The organism is Roseovarius autotrophicus (assembly GCF_018069895.1).
In the GTDB taxonomy this organism is placed as follows: Bacteria; Pseudomonadota; Alphaproteobacteria; order Rhodobacterales; family Rhodobacteraceae; genus Roseovarius; species Roseovarius autotrophicus.
Genome location: NZ_JAGQDH010000004.1, coordinates 78,361 through 95,490 on the forward strand (window position 1 = coordinate 78,361; position 17,130 = coordinate 95,490).

Below are 17,130 nucleotides of genomic sequence, written 5' to 3' on the forward strand. Positions count from 1 at the left end.
CGATGACCCGTTTCGCCGCCCCGATCGCCGAACAGATCTGGAACATGAAATACCGCCTCAAAGAGGCGGACGGCACGCCCGTGGATGCCAGCGTCGAGGATACCTGGCGGCGGATCGCGCGGGCGTTGGCCGAGGTGGAGGCGGAGCCGGACCTCTGGGAAGAGCGGTTCTACGAAGCCCTTGAGGATTTCAAGTTCCTGCCCGCGGGTCGGATCACGGCGGGGGCGGGCACGACGCGCACGGTCACGCTGTTCAACTGTTTTGTCATGGGCGCGATCCCCGACGACATGGGCGGTATCTTCGATCACCTGCGCGAGGCGGCGCTGACCATGCAGCAGGGTGGCGGGATCGGCTATGATTTCTCGACCATCCGGCCCAAGGGCGCGGCGGTGCGGGGCGTATCGGCGGATGCGAGCGGGCCACTGTCGTTCATGGATGTCTGGGACGCGATGTGCCGCACGATCATGAGCGCCGGCAGCCGCCGGGGCGCGATGATGGCCACGATGCGTTGCGATCATCCGGATATCGAGGCTTTCATCGCCGCCAAATCCGACTCGACGCGCCTGCGGATGTTCAACCTCTCGGTGCTGGTGACGGATCCCTTCATGGAGGCCGTGAAGGCGGACGGCTCGTGGGACCTGCATTTCGACGGCAAGGTTTATCACACGGTTCAGGCGCGCGACCTGTGGAACCGGATCATGCAGGCCACCTATGACTATGCCGAACCGGGAGTGATCTTCATCGACCGGATCAATCAGGCGAACAATCTGGGTTATTGCGAGACGATCGCGGCGACCAACCCTTGCGTCACCGCCGAGACATGGGTTGCGACCGACGCGGGCACGCGACAGGTGCGCGACCTGATCGGCCACCCGTTCCGCGCCCTCGTCGATGGCAAGGCGTATGACACCGGGCCGGACGGTTTCTTTGCCACGGGGGTAAAGCCGGTGGTGCGGCTCTCCACGACCTGCGGACGCAGCCTGCGACTGACCGCCGATCACCTCGTGCGCAAGGTCGTGGACAAGTCCCGCTGGCGGCTGGAGAGCGATTGGGTGCCGGTGGGCGATCTGCACCCCGGGGATGAGGTGATGCTTCACGATCACCGTCCCGCTGGGGTGACGGTACAAACCGGAGATGAACGCGGCTATCTGCTGGGCCTGTTGATCGGCGATGGCGTGATCAGGGCCGACAAGACCCTCATCTCAGTCTGGCCCCGTGCGGCCTGCGGCAACGGCACCCCCCCGCCGAACGCGGTCATGGAGCACGTCGAGACGCTGCTGCGCGACCTTCCGCATCGCGCCGATTTCGCAGGCTGGCAGGAGGTGCAGGGCCGGGGCGAGCATCGCATCGGTACCGCCGCGCTGGCCACGTTCGCACGCGACTACGGGCTGTGCCAAGGGCACAAGACCCTGACCCCCGAGATCGAGGCCGCACCCCCCGGCTTTTGTGCTGCCGTACTGCGCGGGCTGTTCGATGCCGACGGGTCGGTGCAAGGCACCCAGACCAAGGGCGTCTCGGTTCGCCTCGCGCAGAGCGACGCGGGTCTTCTAGAGGCGGCGCAGCGGATGTTGGCTCGGCTGGGGGTGCAATCATCGCTCTACCGAGATCGCCGAGCGGCAGACGAGAGCACCCTGCCGGACGGCAAGGGCGGACAACGCGCCTATGGTGTCCGCGCGCAGCACGAACTGGTCATCTCGGGCGACAACTTGCCAGTATATGCCGACAGGATCGGCTTTGCCGACATGGAAAAGGCCCGCCGGCTCGAGGCAACGCTCGGCGGCTATCGCCGTGCGCTCAATCGCGAGCGCTTTACCGCCGTGGTGGAGCGGATCGCTCCGGATGGCGAGGCCGATGTCTTTGACGTCTCGGTGCCGGGTGTGAATGCCTTCGACGCCAACGGGCTCTACGTTCACAATTGCGGCGAACAGCCGCTGCCGCCCTACGGCGCCTGTCTGCTGGGCTCGATCAACCTTGCAAAGCTGGTCATCGACCCGTTCGGGCCCCGTGCGCGCCTCGATGTGGCGGCGCTCAAGGATCTGGTGCGCATGGCGGTGCGAATGATGGATAACGTGGTGGACGTGAGCCGCTTTCCACTGCCGCAGCAGGCCGAGGAAGCGCGGGCGAAGCGGCGGATCGGGCTTGGGGTCACGGGCCTCGCCGATGCGCTGGCGATGGTGGGGCAGCGCTATGGGGACGACAAGGCGGTGCGGCAGACCGAGATCTGGATGCACAAGATCGCCGTGGCGGCCTATCTCGCCTCGGTCGATCTGGCGCGGGAAAAGGGGGCGTTTCCGTTGTTCGACGCCGACAAGTTCCTCGCTTCGGGCACGATGCAGGGCATGGACGAAACGGTGCGCGAGGCTGTCGCGCGGCATGGCATCCGCAACGCGCTTTTGACAAGTGTCGCGCCGACGGGAACGATCAGCCTCTATGCGGGCAATGTCAGCAGCGGCATCGAGCCGGTCTTTGCCCATGCCTATACCCGCAAGGTGCTGCAAAAGGACGGAAGCCGCACCGAGGAGGAGGTGGTTGATTACGCCGTGGCCATGTGGCGCGAGACGATGGGCGATGCGCCCCTGCCCGAGTGGTTCGTCACCGCGCAGGATCTTGCCCCGCAGGACCATGTGCGGATGCAGGCGGCGGCACAGAAATGGGTGGATTCGAGCATTTCCAAAACCATCAACTGCCCCGCCGATATAAGTTTCGACGCCTTCAAGGATGTGTATCTGCAAGCCTACGAGACCGGCTGCAAGGGGTGCACGACCTATCGACCGAACGATGTGACCGGGTCCGTGTTGAGCGTGTCGGAAACAGCCGAGAAAGTGCCCGGAGAGGCCCCGGATCAGATCCGGGGCGATTTCCCTGCTAAAGGCGGCGAAGTGGTCTACATGGCCGATCCGCTTGACCGGCCGACCGAACTCGAAGGCGCGACCTACAAGCTCAAATGGCCCGACAGCAACCATGCGATCTATGTGACGGTGAACGACATCGTGCTCAACGGGCACCGCAGGCCCTTCGAGGTGTTCATCAACTCCAAGAACATGGAGCATTACGCCTGGACGGTGGCACTCACGCGGATGATCTCGGCGGTGTTCCGGCGCGGCGGCGATGTGTCCTTCGTGGTGGAGGAGTTGAAGGCCGTGTTCGACCCGCGGGGGGGGGCGTGGATGGGGGGCAAGTATATACCCTCGATCCTCGCGGCCATCGGCGGAGTGCTGGAACGGCACATGATCTCGATCGGGTTTCTCGCGGGCGAGGGCATGGGCCTCAAGGAAGACCCGCAGGCGCAGGTGGTGGGCCTCGACCCACCCCGCGGCCCCGCCTGCCCGGCCTGCGGCAGCTATGACATGCGCATGATCGAAGGCTGCATGACCTGCGCAAGTTGCGGGCACAGCAAATGCGCCTGAACCATGGGCGCGTGCCCTTGCGGGGGGAAAAGCCAAAGCGTTCGCGAAATCCCTTCGAGAACGCCATCGCCGACAGGAAGCCCGACGCGAGCGCGACCTCGGTCACGCTCGGATCGGTTTCACGCAACAGGCTGCGGCCATGATCAAGGCGCAGGTCGGTGAATAACCGGTAAGGCGTCGTTCCGAGACATCGTGCAAAGAGCCGTTCCTTTCATGTCGGGGGCAAAGGAGCCGCCGAAAGACACCTCGACACCAACCTGGATCAGTCCCGCAGCAAAGAGAACCGGGTAGGTTTCTTGGTGACGGCATGATATTCAGTCGTCGGACGTTTGGTACGAGTATCGGCAAGGTTTCCTGTCGGGGGTATCCGGTCTCCAGCCCGGCCCGACAGGGAACTTTGTCAAGTTGCATCAGACACTTGAAAGGATCCATTCGATGGACTCGAAAACACCTGCACCCAACACCGCCGAGAAGATGAAGACCGTCAAGGCGGCCTGCGACAAGGCCGCCGCCGGTCCCAAGAAGGACTCGGCGATGAAGCACTTCCACGCGGCTGAAAAGGCGCACACCGCGAAGAATGACAGCGACTGCAACCGCGAACTCGACGCGGCCACGCACGCGCTGGCATAAGCTTCGGCGAGACTGAAACGCGCCGCTCCGGCAAGACCTGCCGGGGCGGCGCGTCAGCGCAGGAGCGGCCCGTCCTGGTCAAGGTAGGCCGTGTCAAACCCGGCCATCATCTCCCGAAGGCGGTCAATATCGTTGAAGATCACATGCCCCTTCCGGAACGTGACAGGGCCGTCATCGCGAAGATGACGCAGCACGCGGTTCACATGCACCACACTCAGCCCGAGCGCGTCGGCCAGGTGATACTGGGCAGCGGACAGGGATAGCCGGGTCTTGTCGGTCACCGCCCGCTTTCCCGCATGAGTGTTGTGATCCGGCGTACGGCGACACGCCGGTTGGCGCGTTCGGCCTTTTGCGTTGGGATTTTCAGGAATCGCTCTCCATAACCCTGCACGATCATGTTCTCGGTCGGCACATCGAAATACTCATTGAAGGCGAGCGCGACGGACTCGGCGCGCCGGTCAGACAGCAGCAGGTTGTAGCCCGGCTCGCCGATCGCATCCGTGTAGCCCTCGATCAGAAACAGCTCGGTCGGATCCTCGGCAATCATGTCGCGCATCAGCATGCCCATCTGCCGCAATTGCTCGGCCTGTGAGGGCTGGATCGCGGATGAGGCGGTGGCGAAAGTGACGTTCTGAAGATTGATCTCGGGGCTCAACTGTCGCACTTCGTGGATGTCGCGCACCTGTTGCAAGCTGAAGCGGCGTCCGATGTCGCGACGGTCGGCGGCAAGCAGGGCCGCGCGCAGGCTCTCGCGGTCGCTGGCCGCCTGGTAGTCGAACGGGTCAACGGATGGGCTGGGCAGATCATGCACCACCACCGGCGCAAAGCTCTGGGTGTCGTCGAACAGCATATATTCTCGCCCGTCCCTCTCGATCAGAACGCGCCTCAGGACGCGCCCGTCCGAATCGCGGATGGTGACGATCTCAGTGCCATCGCTGCGCATGACATTGGTGCGCGTAGAGCCGTCGCTGAACCGCTGGGTGCGCACATCCGAACCCGGCTGGCGCAGCAACGCATCGTCGTCTTTGAGGATCCGGTAGTCATTGTCTTCATCGACCACGATGACCCGGTCTCCGGTATTCGCCTCGACGCGCTGGCCATTCAACAACACCGCGCCAACCACCGCCGCACCAAGCGCGAGCAGACCTGCCTTTTGCAGATCGCTCATCCCCTTCTTGGACTTTGCTTGTGGTGCAGCACTTTGTTGGGTGGTGACGGCGTCCTGTTCTTCAGCGATCCATTCTTTGAACTCTTCATTGCTCGAGCGGCTTGTCTGCTCGGTGACCGTCTCGGTCGTCACATCGGTTGCGGTTTCAGCATCCGCGTCCGCCGCGAGCGCGTCGAGCCGGGCACCTGTCAGGGTTTCGATCACGCTCGTGTCGGGTATGGCTGATCCGGTCTGTTGTTCTTTCGCGACCTCCGCTGCCTCTGCGGCCTCCGCCTCGGTTGCCTCTGCGGCCTGAGCTTCGGCTGACTCTGCGGCCTGAGCCTCTGCGGCCTCGGCTGCCTCTGCGGCCTCTGCGGCCTGAGCCGCGGCTACTTCTGCGGCCACCACCTCGGCCTCAGCCGCAGCCTGAGCTTCGGTCTCAGTCACGATCTCGACCTGTGCACTGGCACCGGCAGCGTTCTCGTTTGCGTTTGCGTTGGATTGTGCGAGCGCGGGTGCTGGTTGCAGCAAAGACATGGCGGCGAGAATTGCCGTGGTCGATTTCAGGGAATAATTCGTCACGTCGGTTTCCTCTCAAAAGAGGGCCAGGATGCACATTGCGGATATCAATCCCGCGCATCAACAGCGGCCCTGCAAGCGCGGCACCTCGCATCTCGTGAAGGCATACTCGCGGCCTGATGGTTTCATCTGTTTGAAATCTAGATGAAACGAGTCGTCTTCAGGCTGATGCAGGTAAGTGCGGGAGGCCATAGTCTCTGCGACAAGCAACGACCGAGCGGGAAAATCTGTATGACACCCGTAGACGTTCACAGTTCACCTCTGGACAGGACTCGTGCGACCTGCCTGTCACGGCAGTCCACAGACCTCTGGCGATGATGATAGAATCAAGGAAAGTCCCAATGAACCTTCTCAAGACCACAGCAATTTGCAGTGCGTTCATCCTCGCCGCAGCCGGCCCGCTGACCGCTCTCGAAAAGACCCTCTCCGGTTTGGAAGTCACATCCACCCTGAGCGCCTATGAGGAAAACAACGTCCTCAAGTTCTGGCCGACGCTGAACGAGGACCTCGCCACCGCGATCGCCTCGAAACTGACCATCGACGACAAGGCTGACGCGCCGCGGATCTCGGTCGAGATCAACAACGTGGCGATCAACGGCAACCCGGTGCTGACGGACTCGGGTGAGTTCAACCAACTTGAAGGCACCATAACCACACATGAAGGCAGCAACAGCCCTGCTGCGGTTGCCAAGGGATCAAGCCGGGATGCTCTGATCGGCAGCTATGCCCTTCGCATGCAGGCCGTCAGCGGAGAGCCGCAGGTGCCCGAAGACTGGGTCACAATAGCCCCGTCGCAGGACGATTTCTACAATGCCCTGATCGATGCCTACGCCACGAGTATCGTTGAGCGCATCGGGGAATAATCACCGACATAAGACGCCGGTTCGACAGCTGTTGGACCGGCGTTTTTTCGATTCGGGACAGGTTTCCGAAAGGCCAGAACCGGCGCGCTGGGCAGTCACCCGATGTCCGCGGCCGGATATCACCCTATTGGAGGAGCCCCGAATGACAGATACTATGAAGCCAGCGACACAGGTGGTGCAATGGCCAGGACGCCTGGCCCGCTCGTCCGTTTCGTTCCAGGCGGCGCTGAGCGGTTTCGTTGTCCAGGCGGCATTGCTGCTCTTCAAAACCCGCAGCTATGAGACATCGGCAAATCTCGGAATATCCGCCGCGCGGAAAGCGGGGCGCACGGTTGGGGCGCTTATCCGTCGCAGGGAAAGCACGTCACCGATTGCGACCGGCTCCGCCATCCGCGCAGGCGGTGATCAGACGTTGCCCCGCATTCCGGCACAGGCGCAGTATCTGACCCGCAGGCATCGCAGTGCGGCAGGGTCGCGTGGCTACCGACTCTATCTGCCGGCCAGCCGGCCCGGCCGGCCCAGAGGACTCATCCTGATGCTGCATGGCTGCAATCAAAGCCCGGATGATTTTGCCCTCGGCACCCACATGAATGCTCTTGCCGAAAAACATGGCCTTGCGCTTGCCTATCCGGCGCAGACCAGATGGCAAAACAGGGGTGGCTGCTGGAACTGGTTCAAGCCGCGCAACCAGATGCGCGGCACCGGAGAACCTGCCATTCTCGCAGCACTGACGCGCAAGCTCATGCGGGAATTCGGCCTATGTCGCGATGACGTCTTTGTGGCTGGGCTGTCCGCAGGCGGCGCAATGGCGGCGATCCTTGCCGACGTCTATCCGGATGTTTTCGCCGCCGCCGGGGTGCATTCGGGCCTCGCGCGGGGGGCGGCATGGGACGCGATGTCGGCGATGTCGGCGATGCATGACGGTGGTGCGCCGAACGGGATTGTCGCCAGTATCCCCAAGCGGGCAGGTCCGGTGCGCCGGATTATTTTCCAGGGCACAGACGATCGCACGGTCAATCCGCTCAACGCCGGATTTATCGTCGCGGCAGCGATGGGCGGGCATGTCGCGCCCACCAGGGTGGGCAAGCGGTCTGTGCAAGGGCGTGACTATTCCCGCAGTTTCTTCACGGACACCAAGGGCTCGGTCCGGGTCGAACTCTGGATGATCGAGGGCTTTGGCCATGCCTGGTCCGGGGGACGGGCGGCGGGCTCTTATACCGACACCAAGGGCCCCGATGCCTCGGCGCAAATGGTGCGCTTCTTTCTGGACAAGCCTGCCAGGGACGTCGTTCGCTGATCCGGACGGAAAGCGGCATCACGCAGAGAACGATGAAATTCATGATGAGGGATTGAACCATGACAGATGAAGACGCACTGTGGGCCATGGAACAGCGGTTCTGGACCGAAGGTTCCGACAGCGCCAGGACTATGACGGCCAAGGGGGCCGTCTTTGTCTTTCCATATCCGGTGGGGATTCTTCAGGGCAATCAACTCTGGCGGGAAAGCCAGGTCGCACAGCGATGGCGTTCGGTCGTTCTCTCGGAGCGGTGCTTTGCCCGGGAAAAGGATGTTGCCATCCTCGCCTATCACGTCTCCGCCGAGCGCGACGACACGCCGATCTATGAGGCGCTTTGCACATCGTCCTATCTCAACGACACCGGCACATGGCTGCGGCTCGTGCACCAACAGACGCCGTCGTCCTGACGCCGCGCCTTTTCAAGTCTCACCGATTAACGGGCGTTGAAATGGCCTCGAACGGCGATTGCCCCTAACCCAGATCAGCCGGATGAATGTCGATCCATGGCACTGTCACCACGGTCTGGTGTGACCGCCTCGCAGCTTCCTGTGCAGGCCGCACCTGTGAAGGGACACGCGCGATGAACTATCATGGACTTACGATTGTAACCGTCTTGATGGCGGCCACGGTTCTTGCAGGTTGCACGAACCGGGATGGGACAGCGAACAACTCCGGCACTGGCGCCATCATCGGTGGCCTGACCGGCGTGGCCGCCGGGCAGATCGCCGGGGGAGGAACCGGTGCGACGGTCATCGGCGGTGCGGTCGGAGCCGGGGTCGGCGGGTTGATCGGGGCGAATCGGGATACGCAGAACCGGTGACCGCGCGGGGACTCGATCTGCTGGCCAATGTCATGCTCGGTCGGGGTTGCACTTGTGTTCAGGGGGGCGGATTTGTTCATGGGAAAATCTACAGACTTCGGATCGGATGCCGCGGGTTATGCCATGGCCCACTTTGGTGCGGGCCAGTCTCGATGGGCTGACGCTGGCGGGTCTTGTTACTGGGCGCGGCGAAGGGCGCTTTCGTTCAGCGTAGTCCCAGAAAGCCCAGGACAAACACGATGACCACGAACAGTCCTGTGAAGTAGATGATCTGGTTCATCGGGGGTGCTTTTCCCTTCGGGATCACCAAGATTGGGATCCCTATGTGCGACATTAGCAGCCAACCCGATGTGTGACACAACATGGATCATATATCGGGGAAAGTACCCTAGAAAAGTAAAGTATGCCCGTGGAAGGGACAAGTCTTTCCAAGGCTGATCCAGGTAAGTGCGTTGGTGTGGAAACCCGCCATATTGCCCACTCACCGCCGCACCTCGCGGGGGCAAAGGTCAAGGTCTGTCCCCACAGCGGCCCATGCGCCGCGCCGGGATATACCCGCCCCGGGAGATTACATAATGACACAGTCAAACATCTTCGGTCTTGTCGCGCTTGTCGTTGGTGCCTTTCTGCTTTTCTTCGCGTGGAGGGGAAGCAACGCCCCGGTCGACCAGATGACCGAGGCGATGACCGGTCGCTTTTCGGGAAACACGATGTGGTTCATGATCACCGGTCTGATCGGCGTCGTTGCGGGTGGGGCACTGCTCATGCGGGGCTTGCTTCGCTCCTGATGCAGTAGGCGACGCACCGGGCGCGGTGCACAGCTTATTGCCGTCGCACAGTCGGTTCGCCGCCATTCAGTTCTGGGCGAAATAAAAGGAAACCATTGATGTCATTAGTCAATCTTGTCGTCACACTTGTCGTCGTTGGCATCGCCCTTTGGGCAATCAACACCTACCTGCCGATGGATCACAAGATCAAGTCGATCCTCAACGTGGTTGTCGTGATCCTCGTGATCCTGTGGCTGTTACGCGGCTTCGGGCTGCTTGGCGATATTGCCGCTATCCGGGTCGGTGGCTGAGACGCGCGGGCATGTGTTGCTGTTGGGGCGATCCAACGGGCTTTGGCGGAGATCGTGACAACGGTAAAGCGCCCACACAGAAGCCAGTGGCAGAGAAATCGTGTCGATGCGCGACCGACATAGGCAGGCCACCCTGTGTAGGTGCGTCACATGCCAATCTGTGTTGGTCACTTGAACCACCCCGGAACGCGTTGGCGGCAAACCCGCCGGCCAACACAGATCAGGGCACCCTCGTGCATGCCACCGCGATAGGCGCGAGAGCTGGAAATGAGGGCGGGATCGGTCCGACATGCGGTCCATTGGTCACAGCCGTGCCTGACGCTCAGGCATTGCCGAAATAACTGGTGCCTTTGCCGGGTTCGATCCCGGCGACGAGCGCGGCGCGCAGCGCCTCGGCGGCGCGCGAGAGCGGGCGTGCCCGGCTCCAGGCCATCGACCAGGAGCGGCGCAGCGGAAAGCCCGCCACATCAAGCTCTACCAGATAGCCGTGGGCCAGTTCCAACTCGACCGTGCCGCGCGAGAGGATTGCGGGGCCAAGCCCGGCGATGACCGCCTGCTTCACGGCCTCGTTCGCGCCCAGTTCATAGTGGATCCGCGGCACAAGCCCGGCCTCGGCGAACTGCGCCTCGGCGGCACGGCGCGTGCCCGATCCGGTCTCGCGCATCACCAGCGGAAAGGCGGCAAGATCGGCCAGCGCGACCCCCACCCGGCCTGCCAGCGGATGATCGGGCGCAGCGACGACAACAATGGGGTTTTCCGCCAGCGGCACATGATCGGCGTCGAGATCATCGGGCAGCGCGCCCAGAACGTATAGGTCGTCTCGGTGATCGGCGAAGCGCTCCAGCAATTCGCGCCGGTTACCCACCGTCAGGCGGATGTCGATGCCAGGATGGGCGCGGCTGAACGGGCCTATGAGCCAGGGAAGCGTGTATTTCGCCGTCGAGACCACCGCCAGGTCGAGCCGTCCCGCCGAGAGCCCGCGCAGCGCCGCGATGCCGGCCTCTAGCCGGTCTGCCTCGGCCAGGATCGCCGCCGCGCTGCGCAGCACCAGCGCGCCCGCCTCCGTCACCATCAGCCGTCGCCCCGCCCGCGCGATAAGCGGCTCGCCGACCTGCGCCTCAAGCTGGCGCACCTGCGCAAAGACCGCCGGTTGCGTGAGATGCAGCGCCTCTGCGGCCGCTGTGTAGGACAGCCGCTCGGCCACCGCCGAAAACACCTGGAGCTGGCGCAGCGTAACCCTCATGAATAGATGATCGTCTATTCCCGGAATAAAAACAAACGATTTCCGATTACCCCGACGATACCGCATTCTCTGCCCATCCAGCACGCCGGAGGAGGGCGCGAGATGAACAAGGAAACACGCAAGACCTATGATGCGGGTGTCAAGGACTACCGCGCCACCTATTGGGAACCCGATTACGCGGTGAAAGAGACCGATATCCTCGCCTGTTTCAAGGTGATCCCGCAAGCCGGCGTGCCGCGCGAGGAGGCCGCCGCCGCCGTCGCCGCCGAAAGTTCCACCGGCACCTGGACGACGGTTTGGACCGACCTTCTGACCGATCTCGATTTCTACAAGGGCCGCGCCTATCGGATCGAGGACGTGCCGGGCCACGATGACGCATTCTATGCCTTCGTCGCCTACCCGGCGGATCTCTTCGAGGAAGGCTCGGTCGTCAACGTCTTCACCTCGCTTGTCGGCAATGTCTTCGGCTTCAAGGCGGTGCGCTCGCTGCGCCTTGAGGATGTGCGCTTTCCGATCTGGTTCGTGAAGACCTGCTTCGGCCCGCCGCACGGCATCCATGTCGAGCGCGACAAGATGGACAAGTATGGCCGCCCGCTGCTGGGTTGCACGATCAAGCCCAAGCTGGGGCTTTCGGCCAAGAACTACGGCCGCGCCGTTTATGAATGCCTGCGCGGCGGGCTCGATTTCACCAAGGACGACGAGAACGTGAACTCCCAGCCCTTCATGCGCTGGCGCGACCGCTTCCTGTTCTGCCAGGAAGCGATCGACAAGTCCGAGGCCGAGACCGGCGAGCGCAAGGGCCACTACATGAACGTGACCGCGCCGACCATGGAAGAGGTCTATCAGCGGGCCGAATTCGCCCGCGAACTGGGCACGCCGATCATCATGTCGGATTACCTCACGCTGGGCTGGGCGGCGCATAACTCGCTGTCGAAATGGTGCCGCGACAACGGCCTCTTGCTGCATGTGCACCGCGCCATGCACGCGGTGATCGACCGCAACCCCAATCACGGCATCAATTTCCGTGTGCTGGCCAAGATGCTGCGGCTTCTGGGCGGCGATCACCTGCATTCCGGCACGGTGGTGGGCAAGCTCGAGGGCGACCGCGCCGCCACGCTCGGCTGGATCGACCTGATGCGCGACCGCTTCGTCGCCGAGGACCGCGATCGCGGCATCTTCTTCGATCAGGACTGGGGTTCCATGCCCGGCGTGTTTCCGGTCGCGTCAGGCGGCATCCACGTGTGGCACATGCCCGCTCTGGTGGCGATCTTCGGCAACGATTCGGTTCTGCAATTCGGCGGCGGCACGCTGGGGCATCCCTGGGGCAACGCCGCCGGCGCCGCCGCCAACCGCGTCGCGCTCGAGGCCTGCGTTCAGGCCCGCAACGAGGGCCGCGAGCTTGAGAAGGAGGGCAAGGAGATCCTGCTCAAGGCCGCCAGCCACAGCCCCGAACTCAGGATCGCCATGGAGACGTGGAAAGAAATCAAGTTCGAGTTCGACACCGTGGACAAGCTCGACGTGCAGCACCGCTGAGCCTTCATCGTTCCAATAAATACTCAATGGCCCGCAAGCCATCACAAGGAGCCATCCCATGAGCGTTCAAGACTACACCTCCCGCCTATCCGATCCGGCCAGCCGCAAGATGGGCACGTTCTCCTACCTGCCGCCGATGACCGATGACGAAATCCGCAAGCAGGTGGACTGGATCGTGCAACACGGCTGGAACCCGGCCATCGAGCATACCGAGCCGGAATTCGCGGGTTCGAACTACTGGTATATGTGGAAATTGCCGATGTTCGGCGAGACCGATGTCGATGTCATCCTGGCGGAGCTCAAGGCCTGCCACGAGGCCAACCCCGACAACCATGTGCGCCTGCTGGGATATGATAATTTCACCCAGAGCCAGGGCGCCAACATGGTCGTCTATCGCGGCACGCCGGTCTGATACGCAACGGCCCGTCCCCATGGGGGCGGGCCGACAGACGAGAGGAGCAGAGCACATGGACAGGCCCGACCCGACCGCCGAGCACCGCATCGGCACCGAGCCGTGGTATCGCCCCGTGGGCGAGGAGGTGGCGCTCTTCCACGCCGCGTGGGAGGCACGGATGCCGGTGATGCTCAAGGGTCCCACCGGCTGCGGCAAGACCCGCTTTGTCGAGCACATGGCCTGGCGGCTGGGCCGCCCGCTTGTCACTGTGGCCTGCAACGAGGACATGACCGCCTCGGATCTCGTGGGCCGCTTCCTGCTCGACGCCGACGGCACGCGCTGGCAGGACGGTCCGCTCACCTTCGCCGCGCGGCATGGCTGCATCTGCTATCTCGATGAGGTGGTGGAGGCGCGACAGGACACCACAGTGGTGATTCACCCTTTGACCGATGACCGCCGCGTTCTGCCCCTGGAAAAGAAGGGCGAACTGTTGCGCGCGCATCCCGATTTCCTGCTCGTCATCAGCTATAACCCTGGCTACCAGTCCCTGATGAAGGACCTCAAGCAATCGACCAAGCAACGCTTTGGCGCGCTCGATTTCACCTGGCCGGGGGCCGAGACCGAAACCGAGATCGTTGCGCATGAATCGGGCGTTGCGGCCGAAATTGCCGGAAAACTTGTCGAAATCGGTGCGCGGGCGCGCAATCTCAAGGGGCACGGGCTGGACGAGGGGCTGTCCACACGGATGCTCATCCATGCCGGACGGCTGATCGTGCGCGGCGTGTCGCCGCGCGCGGCCTGCGCCATGGCGCTGAGCCGTCCCATCACCGATGACCCGGACATGCGCGATGCCCTCGATGCCGCCGTCGCCACCTGGTTCTGACCTCGCAGCACTCCTGCCGCCCGATCACACGGGCCTGGCGGGTGAATTGCCCGCTGCACTCCATCCCGCGCTGGCCGCCGCCCTGCCCGATGCGCGCCGCAGGCTCAGCCCGCGCGGCCTCGACACCTGGCTGCGGGGCGTGGACGGGCTGCACCGTCTGGGGCGCGGCGAGAGCGTGACACTCGCCTGGATCGAGGCCGCGCCGCAGGTGGCGCGCGATCTGGGCGAGGATATCCTGGCCGATTTCGCCGGGCATTGCGCCGGGTTCGCCTCACGCACCTCGGGCGCGGTGATCACCCGCATCATCGCCACCGCCCCCATCGCCGCGCGCCGCCTGGGCGATGTCACGCTCTTCCGCAGCTACCTCCGCTTTCTGGAGCACCTCTTGTCCCGCGCGCCGCGTGGGATGCGGCCGATGCTCGACAATCTGGGTGCCTTGCTCGACGTGCTCACGCTTGGCGGCCTGCGACGCTGGGCCGATTGGGGGGCCGAGGCGCACCGCACCGATTACCCAGAGCTTGAACGCTTTTTCGCCTTGGCCACCGAGGAGTCGCGTGCCGTGCTCAAGCGCGAGCGCAAGGGCACGCTTCTGGTCGATGTCCAGCGCCGCCTTGGCATGTATCTGCGCGCGCTCTGGGGGCGCGATTTCGTCATGGCCCCGACGGCGGGCGATTTCGACAACCGCGCCGGGCTGCAACCCCATATCGAGGGCTACACGCTCTATCTGCCCGACGCGCTCGACGACTGGCAGGGGATGGCCGCACTTGATCTCTACCGCGCGCAACTGGCGCATCTTGCGGCGCATCTGGCGGCGCTTGATCGCGCGCATCAGGGTGAGGGACTCAATGCGCTGCAAATGGCCTGCGTGGGGCTGATCGAGGACGCCCGCGCCGAGGCACTGGCGATCGCCCGCCTGCCGCGCCTGCGCGAGTTGTGGGCGCCGTTTCACGCCGTGACGGGATCGGGCATCGCCGGGATCTTCGACAGGATCGCGCGCGCATTGCTGACCGGCACACCCGAGGACGAATTGTCCGGCTGGGCGGTGCGCGGCTTTGCCGCCATTGATCCGGCGGACATGGCCGCCGCGCACCGGCTGGGCCTTGCGCTGGCCGACCGGCTGCACGCGCAGCCGTTTTCCGTGTATCGCGACCGCCCGTCCTGTCCCTATCGCTGCGACAATCGCGTGCTGTGGGAGTATGAGGAGATGGCGTTCGACTCCATCGCCGCCGCGCCCGCGCAGGTGCGCAAATACGTCTCGGTCATGGAGATGGTGAACGAGGTCGAGGTTGAGACCGCAGGCGAGGACGCGCAGGAAATCTGGGTGCAGGCGCATGAGTTGTTCGACGATGACGGCATCAGCTTCAACGAGCGCGAGGGAAAAGAGCCGCTCGCGCCGCCGGTTTTCTACGACGAGTTCGACCACACCATCCAGATGATGCGCCCCGCCTGGGCCACGGTGCTGGAGCGGCGCGCGCGGGCGGGTGATCCGGGGCGCGCCGAGGCGATCCTGACCGAGCATCGCGCGGTGATGGAGCGGCTGCGCCACCGGCTTGAGGCGATGCGCCCGCAAGGGGTGACGCGGGTGCGCAAGCTCGAGGATGGCGACGATCTCGACCTCAACGCGGCCGTCGCGGCGGCGATCGACACGCGGCTGAGGCAGCAGCCCGACCAGCGCATCATGATGCGCCGCGTGCTCAATCAGCGGGACACCGCCGTTCTGGTGCTGCTCGACCTGTCGGAATCCACCAACGATCCCACGGCGAGCGGGCAGACCGTGCTTGACCTCACACGCAGCGCCACACTCCTTCTGGGCGAGGCGGTGGCGCGCGTGGGTGACAGCTTTGCCGTGCACGGGTTCTGCTCGGACGGGCGCGCGCAGGTCTTTTATCAACGGTTCAAGGATTTCTCCGACCCCTGGGGCGGGCTGGCCAAGGCGCGGATCATGGGGGCCGAGGGGCGGCTCTCGACCCGGATGGGCGCGGCAATCCGCCATGGCGCGCATCTTCTGGGACAGGTGCGCGCCACGCGGCGGCTCATGCTGGTGATCACCGATGGCGCGCCAGCCGATATCGACGTGCGTGACCCGCATTATCTGCGCGCCGATGCCCGCCGCGCGGTGGAAGAGGCGATGCGTCGCGGAATCACTCTCTTCTGCCTCACGCTCGATCCCGGCGCGGATGCCTATGCGCAGCGCATCTTCGGCACGCGGAACGTGCAGGTGGTGGATAAGGTCGAGCGCCTGCCCGAGCGGCTGCCCGCGCTTTACGCCGCCCTCACCCGGTGAGGCCGGAGAGCGCCGGAAAGTAGGCCCCTGCAAAACCCGTGATCGCACGCGCAACCTGGTCGCAGGCCGCCGTGGGTATCGTCTCTGCGGGGCGCACCAGATACCATTGCCGCATCACCGGCAGGCCCATCCCCCTGAGCAGCACCAGACGCCCCGAGACCAGATCGTCGCGTGCCGTGTGCAACGACAGGAATGCGATGCCCAGCCCCGCGATCACCGCCTGCTTGATCGATTCGTTGCTGCTGAGTTCGATCATTGGCGGGCTCGCCCCCTCGCTCAGCCGGTCGAGATAGCGCATCATCAGCGCGCGAGTGCCTGACCCCTCCTCGCGCACAAGAAAAGTTTCCTGCAGAAGCTCAACCGCGTCGAAGCCGTCCTTTCCGGCAAGGCCGTGGCCCGGCGGCAAAAGGATGCCGTGAGGATGCGCGCCCAGAGGCTCGGAGCGCACCAGCGGCGCGCGTGGCGGGCGACCCATCACCGCGAGATCCGCGCGCCCCTGATCAAGCTCGGCGATCACCTCGCGGCGATTGCCCACATGCAGACCCACATCAATCTCGGGCAGCGCGTCGCGCAACATTCGCACAAGAAGAGGGGCGAAATACTGCGCGGTCGAGACGGTGCTGAGTCGCACATGGCCCTGAAACCCGCTTGAGATCGCGCGCAGATCGTCAGCGGCATGCGACAAATTGGCGTCAATCCGCCGTGCGGCGCGCGCGATTGCCTCGCCGGACGCAGTGAGCACATAGCCCGCCCCGTCGCGCTCGCGCATCAGGAGCGGACGCCCAGCCAGATCCTCCAGCTTGCGAATTTGACTGTGAATCGCGGGGGTTGTCTGGTGGAGCGCCTCGGCGGCAGCCGTGAGCGAGCGGTGTTCGGCCACGCTTAGAAGCGTGCGCAACTGCTTGAGGGTGATGGCGGCAGACAGCATGTTTTAGATTTTTCTTAATTTGTTAATATATACTTTAAATTTCA

Annotated in this window: 16 protein-coding genes and 2 pseudogenes; 13 read left to right on the forward strand and 5 right to left on the reverse strand. The window is 63.9% G+C overall.

Annotated elements, in window-relative coordinates; all coding sequences use genetic code 11:
* Nucleotides 1–2: 2 nt before the first annotated feature.
* Together KAK09_RS19200 and KAK09_RS06480 are read left to right on the forward strand one after the other, a co-directional pair.
* Nucleotides 3–227 (forward strand): annotated as a pseudogene (locus KAK09_RS19200) (ribonucleotide reductase N-terminal alpha domain-containing protein); the annotation flags it as partial.
* Nucleotides 228–287: 60 nt separating this feature from the next.
* Nucleotides 288–3,407, forward strand: a complete 3,120-nt coding sequence (locus KAK09_RS06480; RefSeq protein ID WP_472908846.1) for an LAGLIDADG family homing endonuclease — start codon at nt 288–290, stop codon at nt 3,405–3,407.
* A 28-nt stretch (nt 3,408–3,435) separates the two neighbouring features.
* Here KAK09_RS06480 and KAK09_RS18995 read toward each other — a convergent pair.
* A pseudogene (locus tag KAK09_RS18995) lies at nt 3,436–3,600 on the reverse strand (helix-turn-helix domain-containing protein); the annotation flags it as partial.
* A 242-nt stretch (nt 3,601–3,842) separates the two neighbouring features.
* On the opposite strand from KAK09_RS18995, the gene KAK09_RS06490 reads away from it, so the two are divergent.
* The gene (locus KAK09_RS06490) at nt 3,843–4,037 is read left to right on the forward strand and encodes a hypothetical protein (RefSeq protein WP_210878113.1); all 195 of its coding nucleotides are present in this window, start codon (nt 3,843–3,845) and stop codon (nt 4,035–4,037) included.
* A 53-nt stretch (nt 4,038–4,090) separates the two neighbouring features.
* Here the strand turns inward: KAK09_RS06490 and KAK09_RS06495 are convergent, their stop codons facing one another.
* Together KAK09_RS06495 and KAK09_RS19050 are read right to left on the reverse strand one after the other, a co-directional pair.
* Nucleotides 4,091–4,318: a helix-turn-helix domain-containing protein gene (locus KAK09_RS06495; RefSeq protein WP_336244430.1), complete on the reverse strand. Its 228-nt coding sequence runs from the start codon at nt 4,316–4,318 to the stop codon at nt 4,091–4,093.
* Entirely contained in the window at nt 4,315–5,766 is a 1,452-nt protein-coding gene (locus KAK09_RS19050) for an OmpA family protein (protein WP_210878114.1), read from the reverse strand. Before KAK09_RS19050 ends, KAK09_RS06495 begins: the two co-directional genes overlap by 4 nt.
* A gap of 338 nt (nt 5,767–6,104) precedes the next feature.
* Here KAK09_RS19050 and KAK09_RS06505 point away from each other — a divergent pair, with 338 nt between their 5' ends.
* The 6 genes from KAK09_RS06505 to KAK09_RS06530 all read left to right on the forward strand — a co-directional run bounded on the left by KAK09_RS06505 (nt 6,105) and on the right by KAK09_RS06530 (nt 9,821).
* Nucleotides 6,105–6,626 carry a hypothetical protein gene (locus KAK09_RS06505; protein ID WP_210878115.1) on the forward strand — a complete coding sequence of 174 codons (522 nt, stop codon included), beginning with the start codon at nt 6,105–6,107 and terminating at the stop codon, nt 6,624–6,626.
* Between the two features lie 142 nt (nt 6,627–6,768).
* Nucleotides 6,769–7,923 (forward strand): extracellular catalytic domain type 1 short-chain-length polyhydroxyalkanoate depolymerase, encoded by a 1,155-nt coding sequence (locus KAK09_RS06510; protein ID WP_210878116.1) that lies wholly within the window; start codon nt 6,769–6,771, stop codon nt 7,921–7,923.
* A 59-nt stretch (nt 7,924–7,982) separates the two neighbouring features.
* Nucleotides 7,983–8,330 (forward strand): hypothetical protein, encoded by a 348-nt coding sequence (locus KAK09_RS06515; protein WP_210878117.1) that lies wholly within the window; start codon nt 7,983–7,985, stop codon nt 8,328–8,330.
* 173 nt (nt 8,331–8,503) lie between these two features.
* Entirely contained in the window at nt 8,504–8,743 is a 240-nt protein-coding gene (locus tag KAK09_RS06520) for a glycine zipper domain-containing protein (RefSeq protein WP_210878118.1), read from the forward strand.
* A 575-nt stretch (nt 8,744–9,318) separates the two neighbouring features.
* A complete protein-coding gene (locus KAK09_RS06525) occupies nt 9,319–9,531 on the forward strand; it encodes a DUF3185 family protein (protein WP_210878119.1) in 213 nt (70 codons plus the stop codon).
* Nucleotides 9,532–9,629: 98 nt separating this feature from the next.
* Complete coding sequence (locus tag KAK09_RS06530) at nt 9,630–9,821, forward strand: Thivi_2564 family membrane protein (RefSeq protein ID WP_210878120.1); 192 nt, start codon at nt 9,630–9,632, stop codon at nt 9,819–9,821.
* 322 nt (nt 9,822–10,143) lie between these two features.
* Here the strand turns inward: KAK09_RS06530 and KAK09_RS06535 are convergent, their stop codons facing one another.
* Nucleotides 10,144–11,064 carry a LysR family transcriptional regulator gene (locus KAK09_RS06535; protein WP_210878121.1) on the reverse strand — a complete coding sequence of 307 codons (921 nt, stop codon included), beginning with the start codon at nt 11,062–11,064 and terminating at the stop codon, nt 10,144–10,146.
* Between the two features lie 102 nt (nt 11,065–11,166).
* Here KAK09_RS06535 and KAK09_RS06540 point away from each other — a divergent pair, with 102 nt between their 5' ends.
* From KAK09_RS06540 to KAK09_RS06555, 4 genes are read left to right on the forward strand one after another with little or no spacing between them, the layout of a single operon-like run.
* Nucleotides 11,167–12,597, forward strand: a complete 1,431-nt coding sequence (locus KAK09_RS06540) for a form I ribulose bisphosphate carboxylase large subunit (RefSeq protein ID WP_210878122.1) — start codon at nt 11,167–11,169, stop codon at nt 12,595–12,597.
* A 58-nt stretch (nt 12,598–12,655) separates the two neighbouring features.
* Entirely contained in the window at nt 12,656–13,009 is a 354-nt protein-coding gene (locus KAK09_RS06545) for a ribulose bisphosphate carboxylase small subunit (RefSeq protein ID WP_210878123.1), read from the forward strand.
* A 55-nt stretch (nt 13,010–13,064) separates the two neighbouring features.
* Nucleotides 13,065–13,874 (forward strand): CbbQ/NirQ/NorQ/GpvN family protein, encoded by an 810-nt coding sequence (locus KAK09_RS06550; RefSeq protein WP_210878124.1) that lies wholly within the window; start codon nt 13,065–13,067, stop codon nt 13,872–13,874.
* Nucleotides 13,840–16,158, forward strand: a complete 2,319-nt coding sequence (locus tag KAK09_RS06555) for a nitric oxide reductase activation protein NorD (RefSeq protein WP_247651102.1) — start codon at nt 13,840–13,842, stop codon at nt 16,156–16,158. The genes KAK09_RS06550 and KAK09_RS06555 overlap by 35 nt, the downstream gene beginning before the upstream one ends.
* Here the strand turns inward: KAK09_RS06555 and KAK09_RS06560 are convergent.
* Entirely contained in the window at nt 16,148–17,086 is a 939-nt protein-coding gene (locus KAK09_RS06560) for a LysR family transcriptional regulator (protein WP_210878125.1), read from the reverse strand. The two genes, KAK09_RS06555 and KAK09_RS06560, sit on opposite strands and share 11 nt — an antisense overlap.
* Nucleotides 17,087–17,130: the final 44 nt, after the last annotated feature.

What these genes read in the sequence shown, in the direction of transcription:
- KAK09_RS06520 (WP_210878118.1), top strand. Translation starts at nt 8,504, where the DNA reads ATGAACTATCATGGACTTACGATTGTAACCGTCTTGATGGCGGCCACG.
- KAK09_RS06545 (WP_210878123.1), top strand. Translation starts at nt 12,656, where the DNA reads ATGAGCGTTCAAGACTACACCTCCCGCCTATCCGATCCGGCCAGCCGC.
- KAK09_RS06550 (WP_210878124.1), top strand. Translation starts at nt 13,065, where the DNA reads ATGGACAGGCCCGACCCGACCGCCGAGCACCGCATCGGCACCGAGCCG.
- KAK09_RS06480 (WP_472908846.1), top strand. Translation starts at nt 288, where the DNA reads ATGGGCGGTATCTTCGATCACCTGCGCGAGGCGGCGCTGACCATGCAG.
- KAK09_RS06505 (WP_210878115.1), top strand. Translation starts at nt 6,105, where the DNA reads ATGAACCTTCTCAAGACCACAGCAATTTGCAGTGCGTTCATCCTCGCC.
- KAK09_RS06515 (WP_210878117.1), top strand. Translation starts at nt 7,983, where the DNA reads ATGACAGATGAAGACGCACTGTGGGCCATGGAACAGCGGTTCTGGACC.
- KAK09_RS06490 (WP_210878113.1), top strand. Translation starts at nt 3,843, where the DNA reads ATGGACTCGAAAACACCTGCACCCAACACCGCCGAGAAGATGAAGACC.
- KAK09_RS06540 (WP_210878122.1), top strand. Translation starts at nt 11,167, where the DNA reads ATGAACAAGGAAACACGCAAGACCTATGATGCGGGTGTCAAGGACTAC.
- KAK09_RS06525 (WP_210878119.1), top strand. Translation starts at nt 9,319, where the DNA reads ATGACACAGTCAAACATCTTCGGTCTTGTCGCGCTTGTCGTTGGTGCC.
- KAK09_RS06510 (WP_210878116.1), top strand. Translation starts at nt 6,769, where the DNA reads ATGACAGATACTATGAAGCCAGCGACACAGGTGGTGCAATGGCCAGGA.
- KAK09_RS06535 (WP_210878121.1), bottom strand. Translation starts at nt 11,064, where the DNA reads ATGAGGGTTACGCTGCGCCAGCTCCAGGTGTTTTCGGCGGTGGCCGAG.
- KAK09_RS06555 (WP_247651102.1), top strand. Translation starts at nt 13,840, where the DNA reads ATGCCCTCGATGCCGCCGTCGCCACCTGGTTCTGACCTCGCAGCACTC.
- KAK09_RS06560 (WP_210878125.1), bottom strand. Translation starts at nt 17,086, where the DNA reads ATGCTGTCTGCCGCCATCACCCTCAAGCAGTTGCGCACGCTTCTAAGC.
- KAK09_RS06530 (WP_210878120.1), top strand. Translation starts at nt 9,630, where the DNA reads ATGTCATTAGTCAATCTTGTCGTCACACTTGTCGTCGTTGGCATCGCC.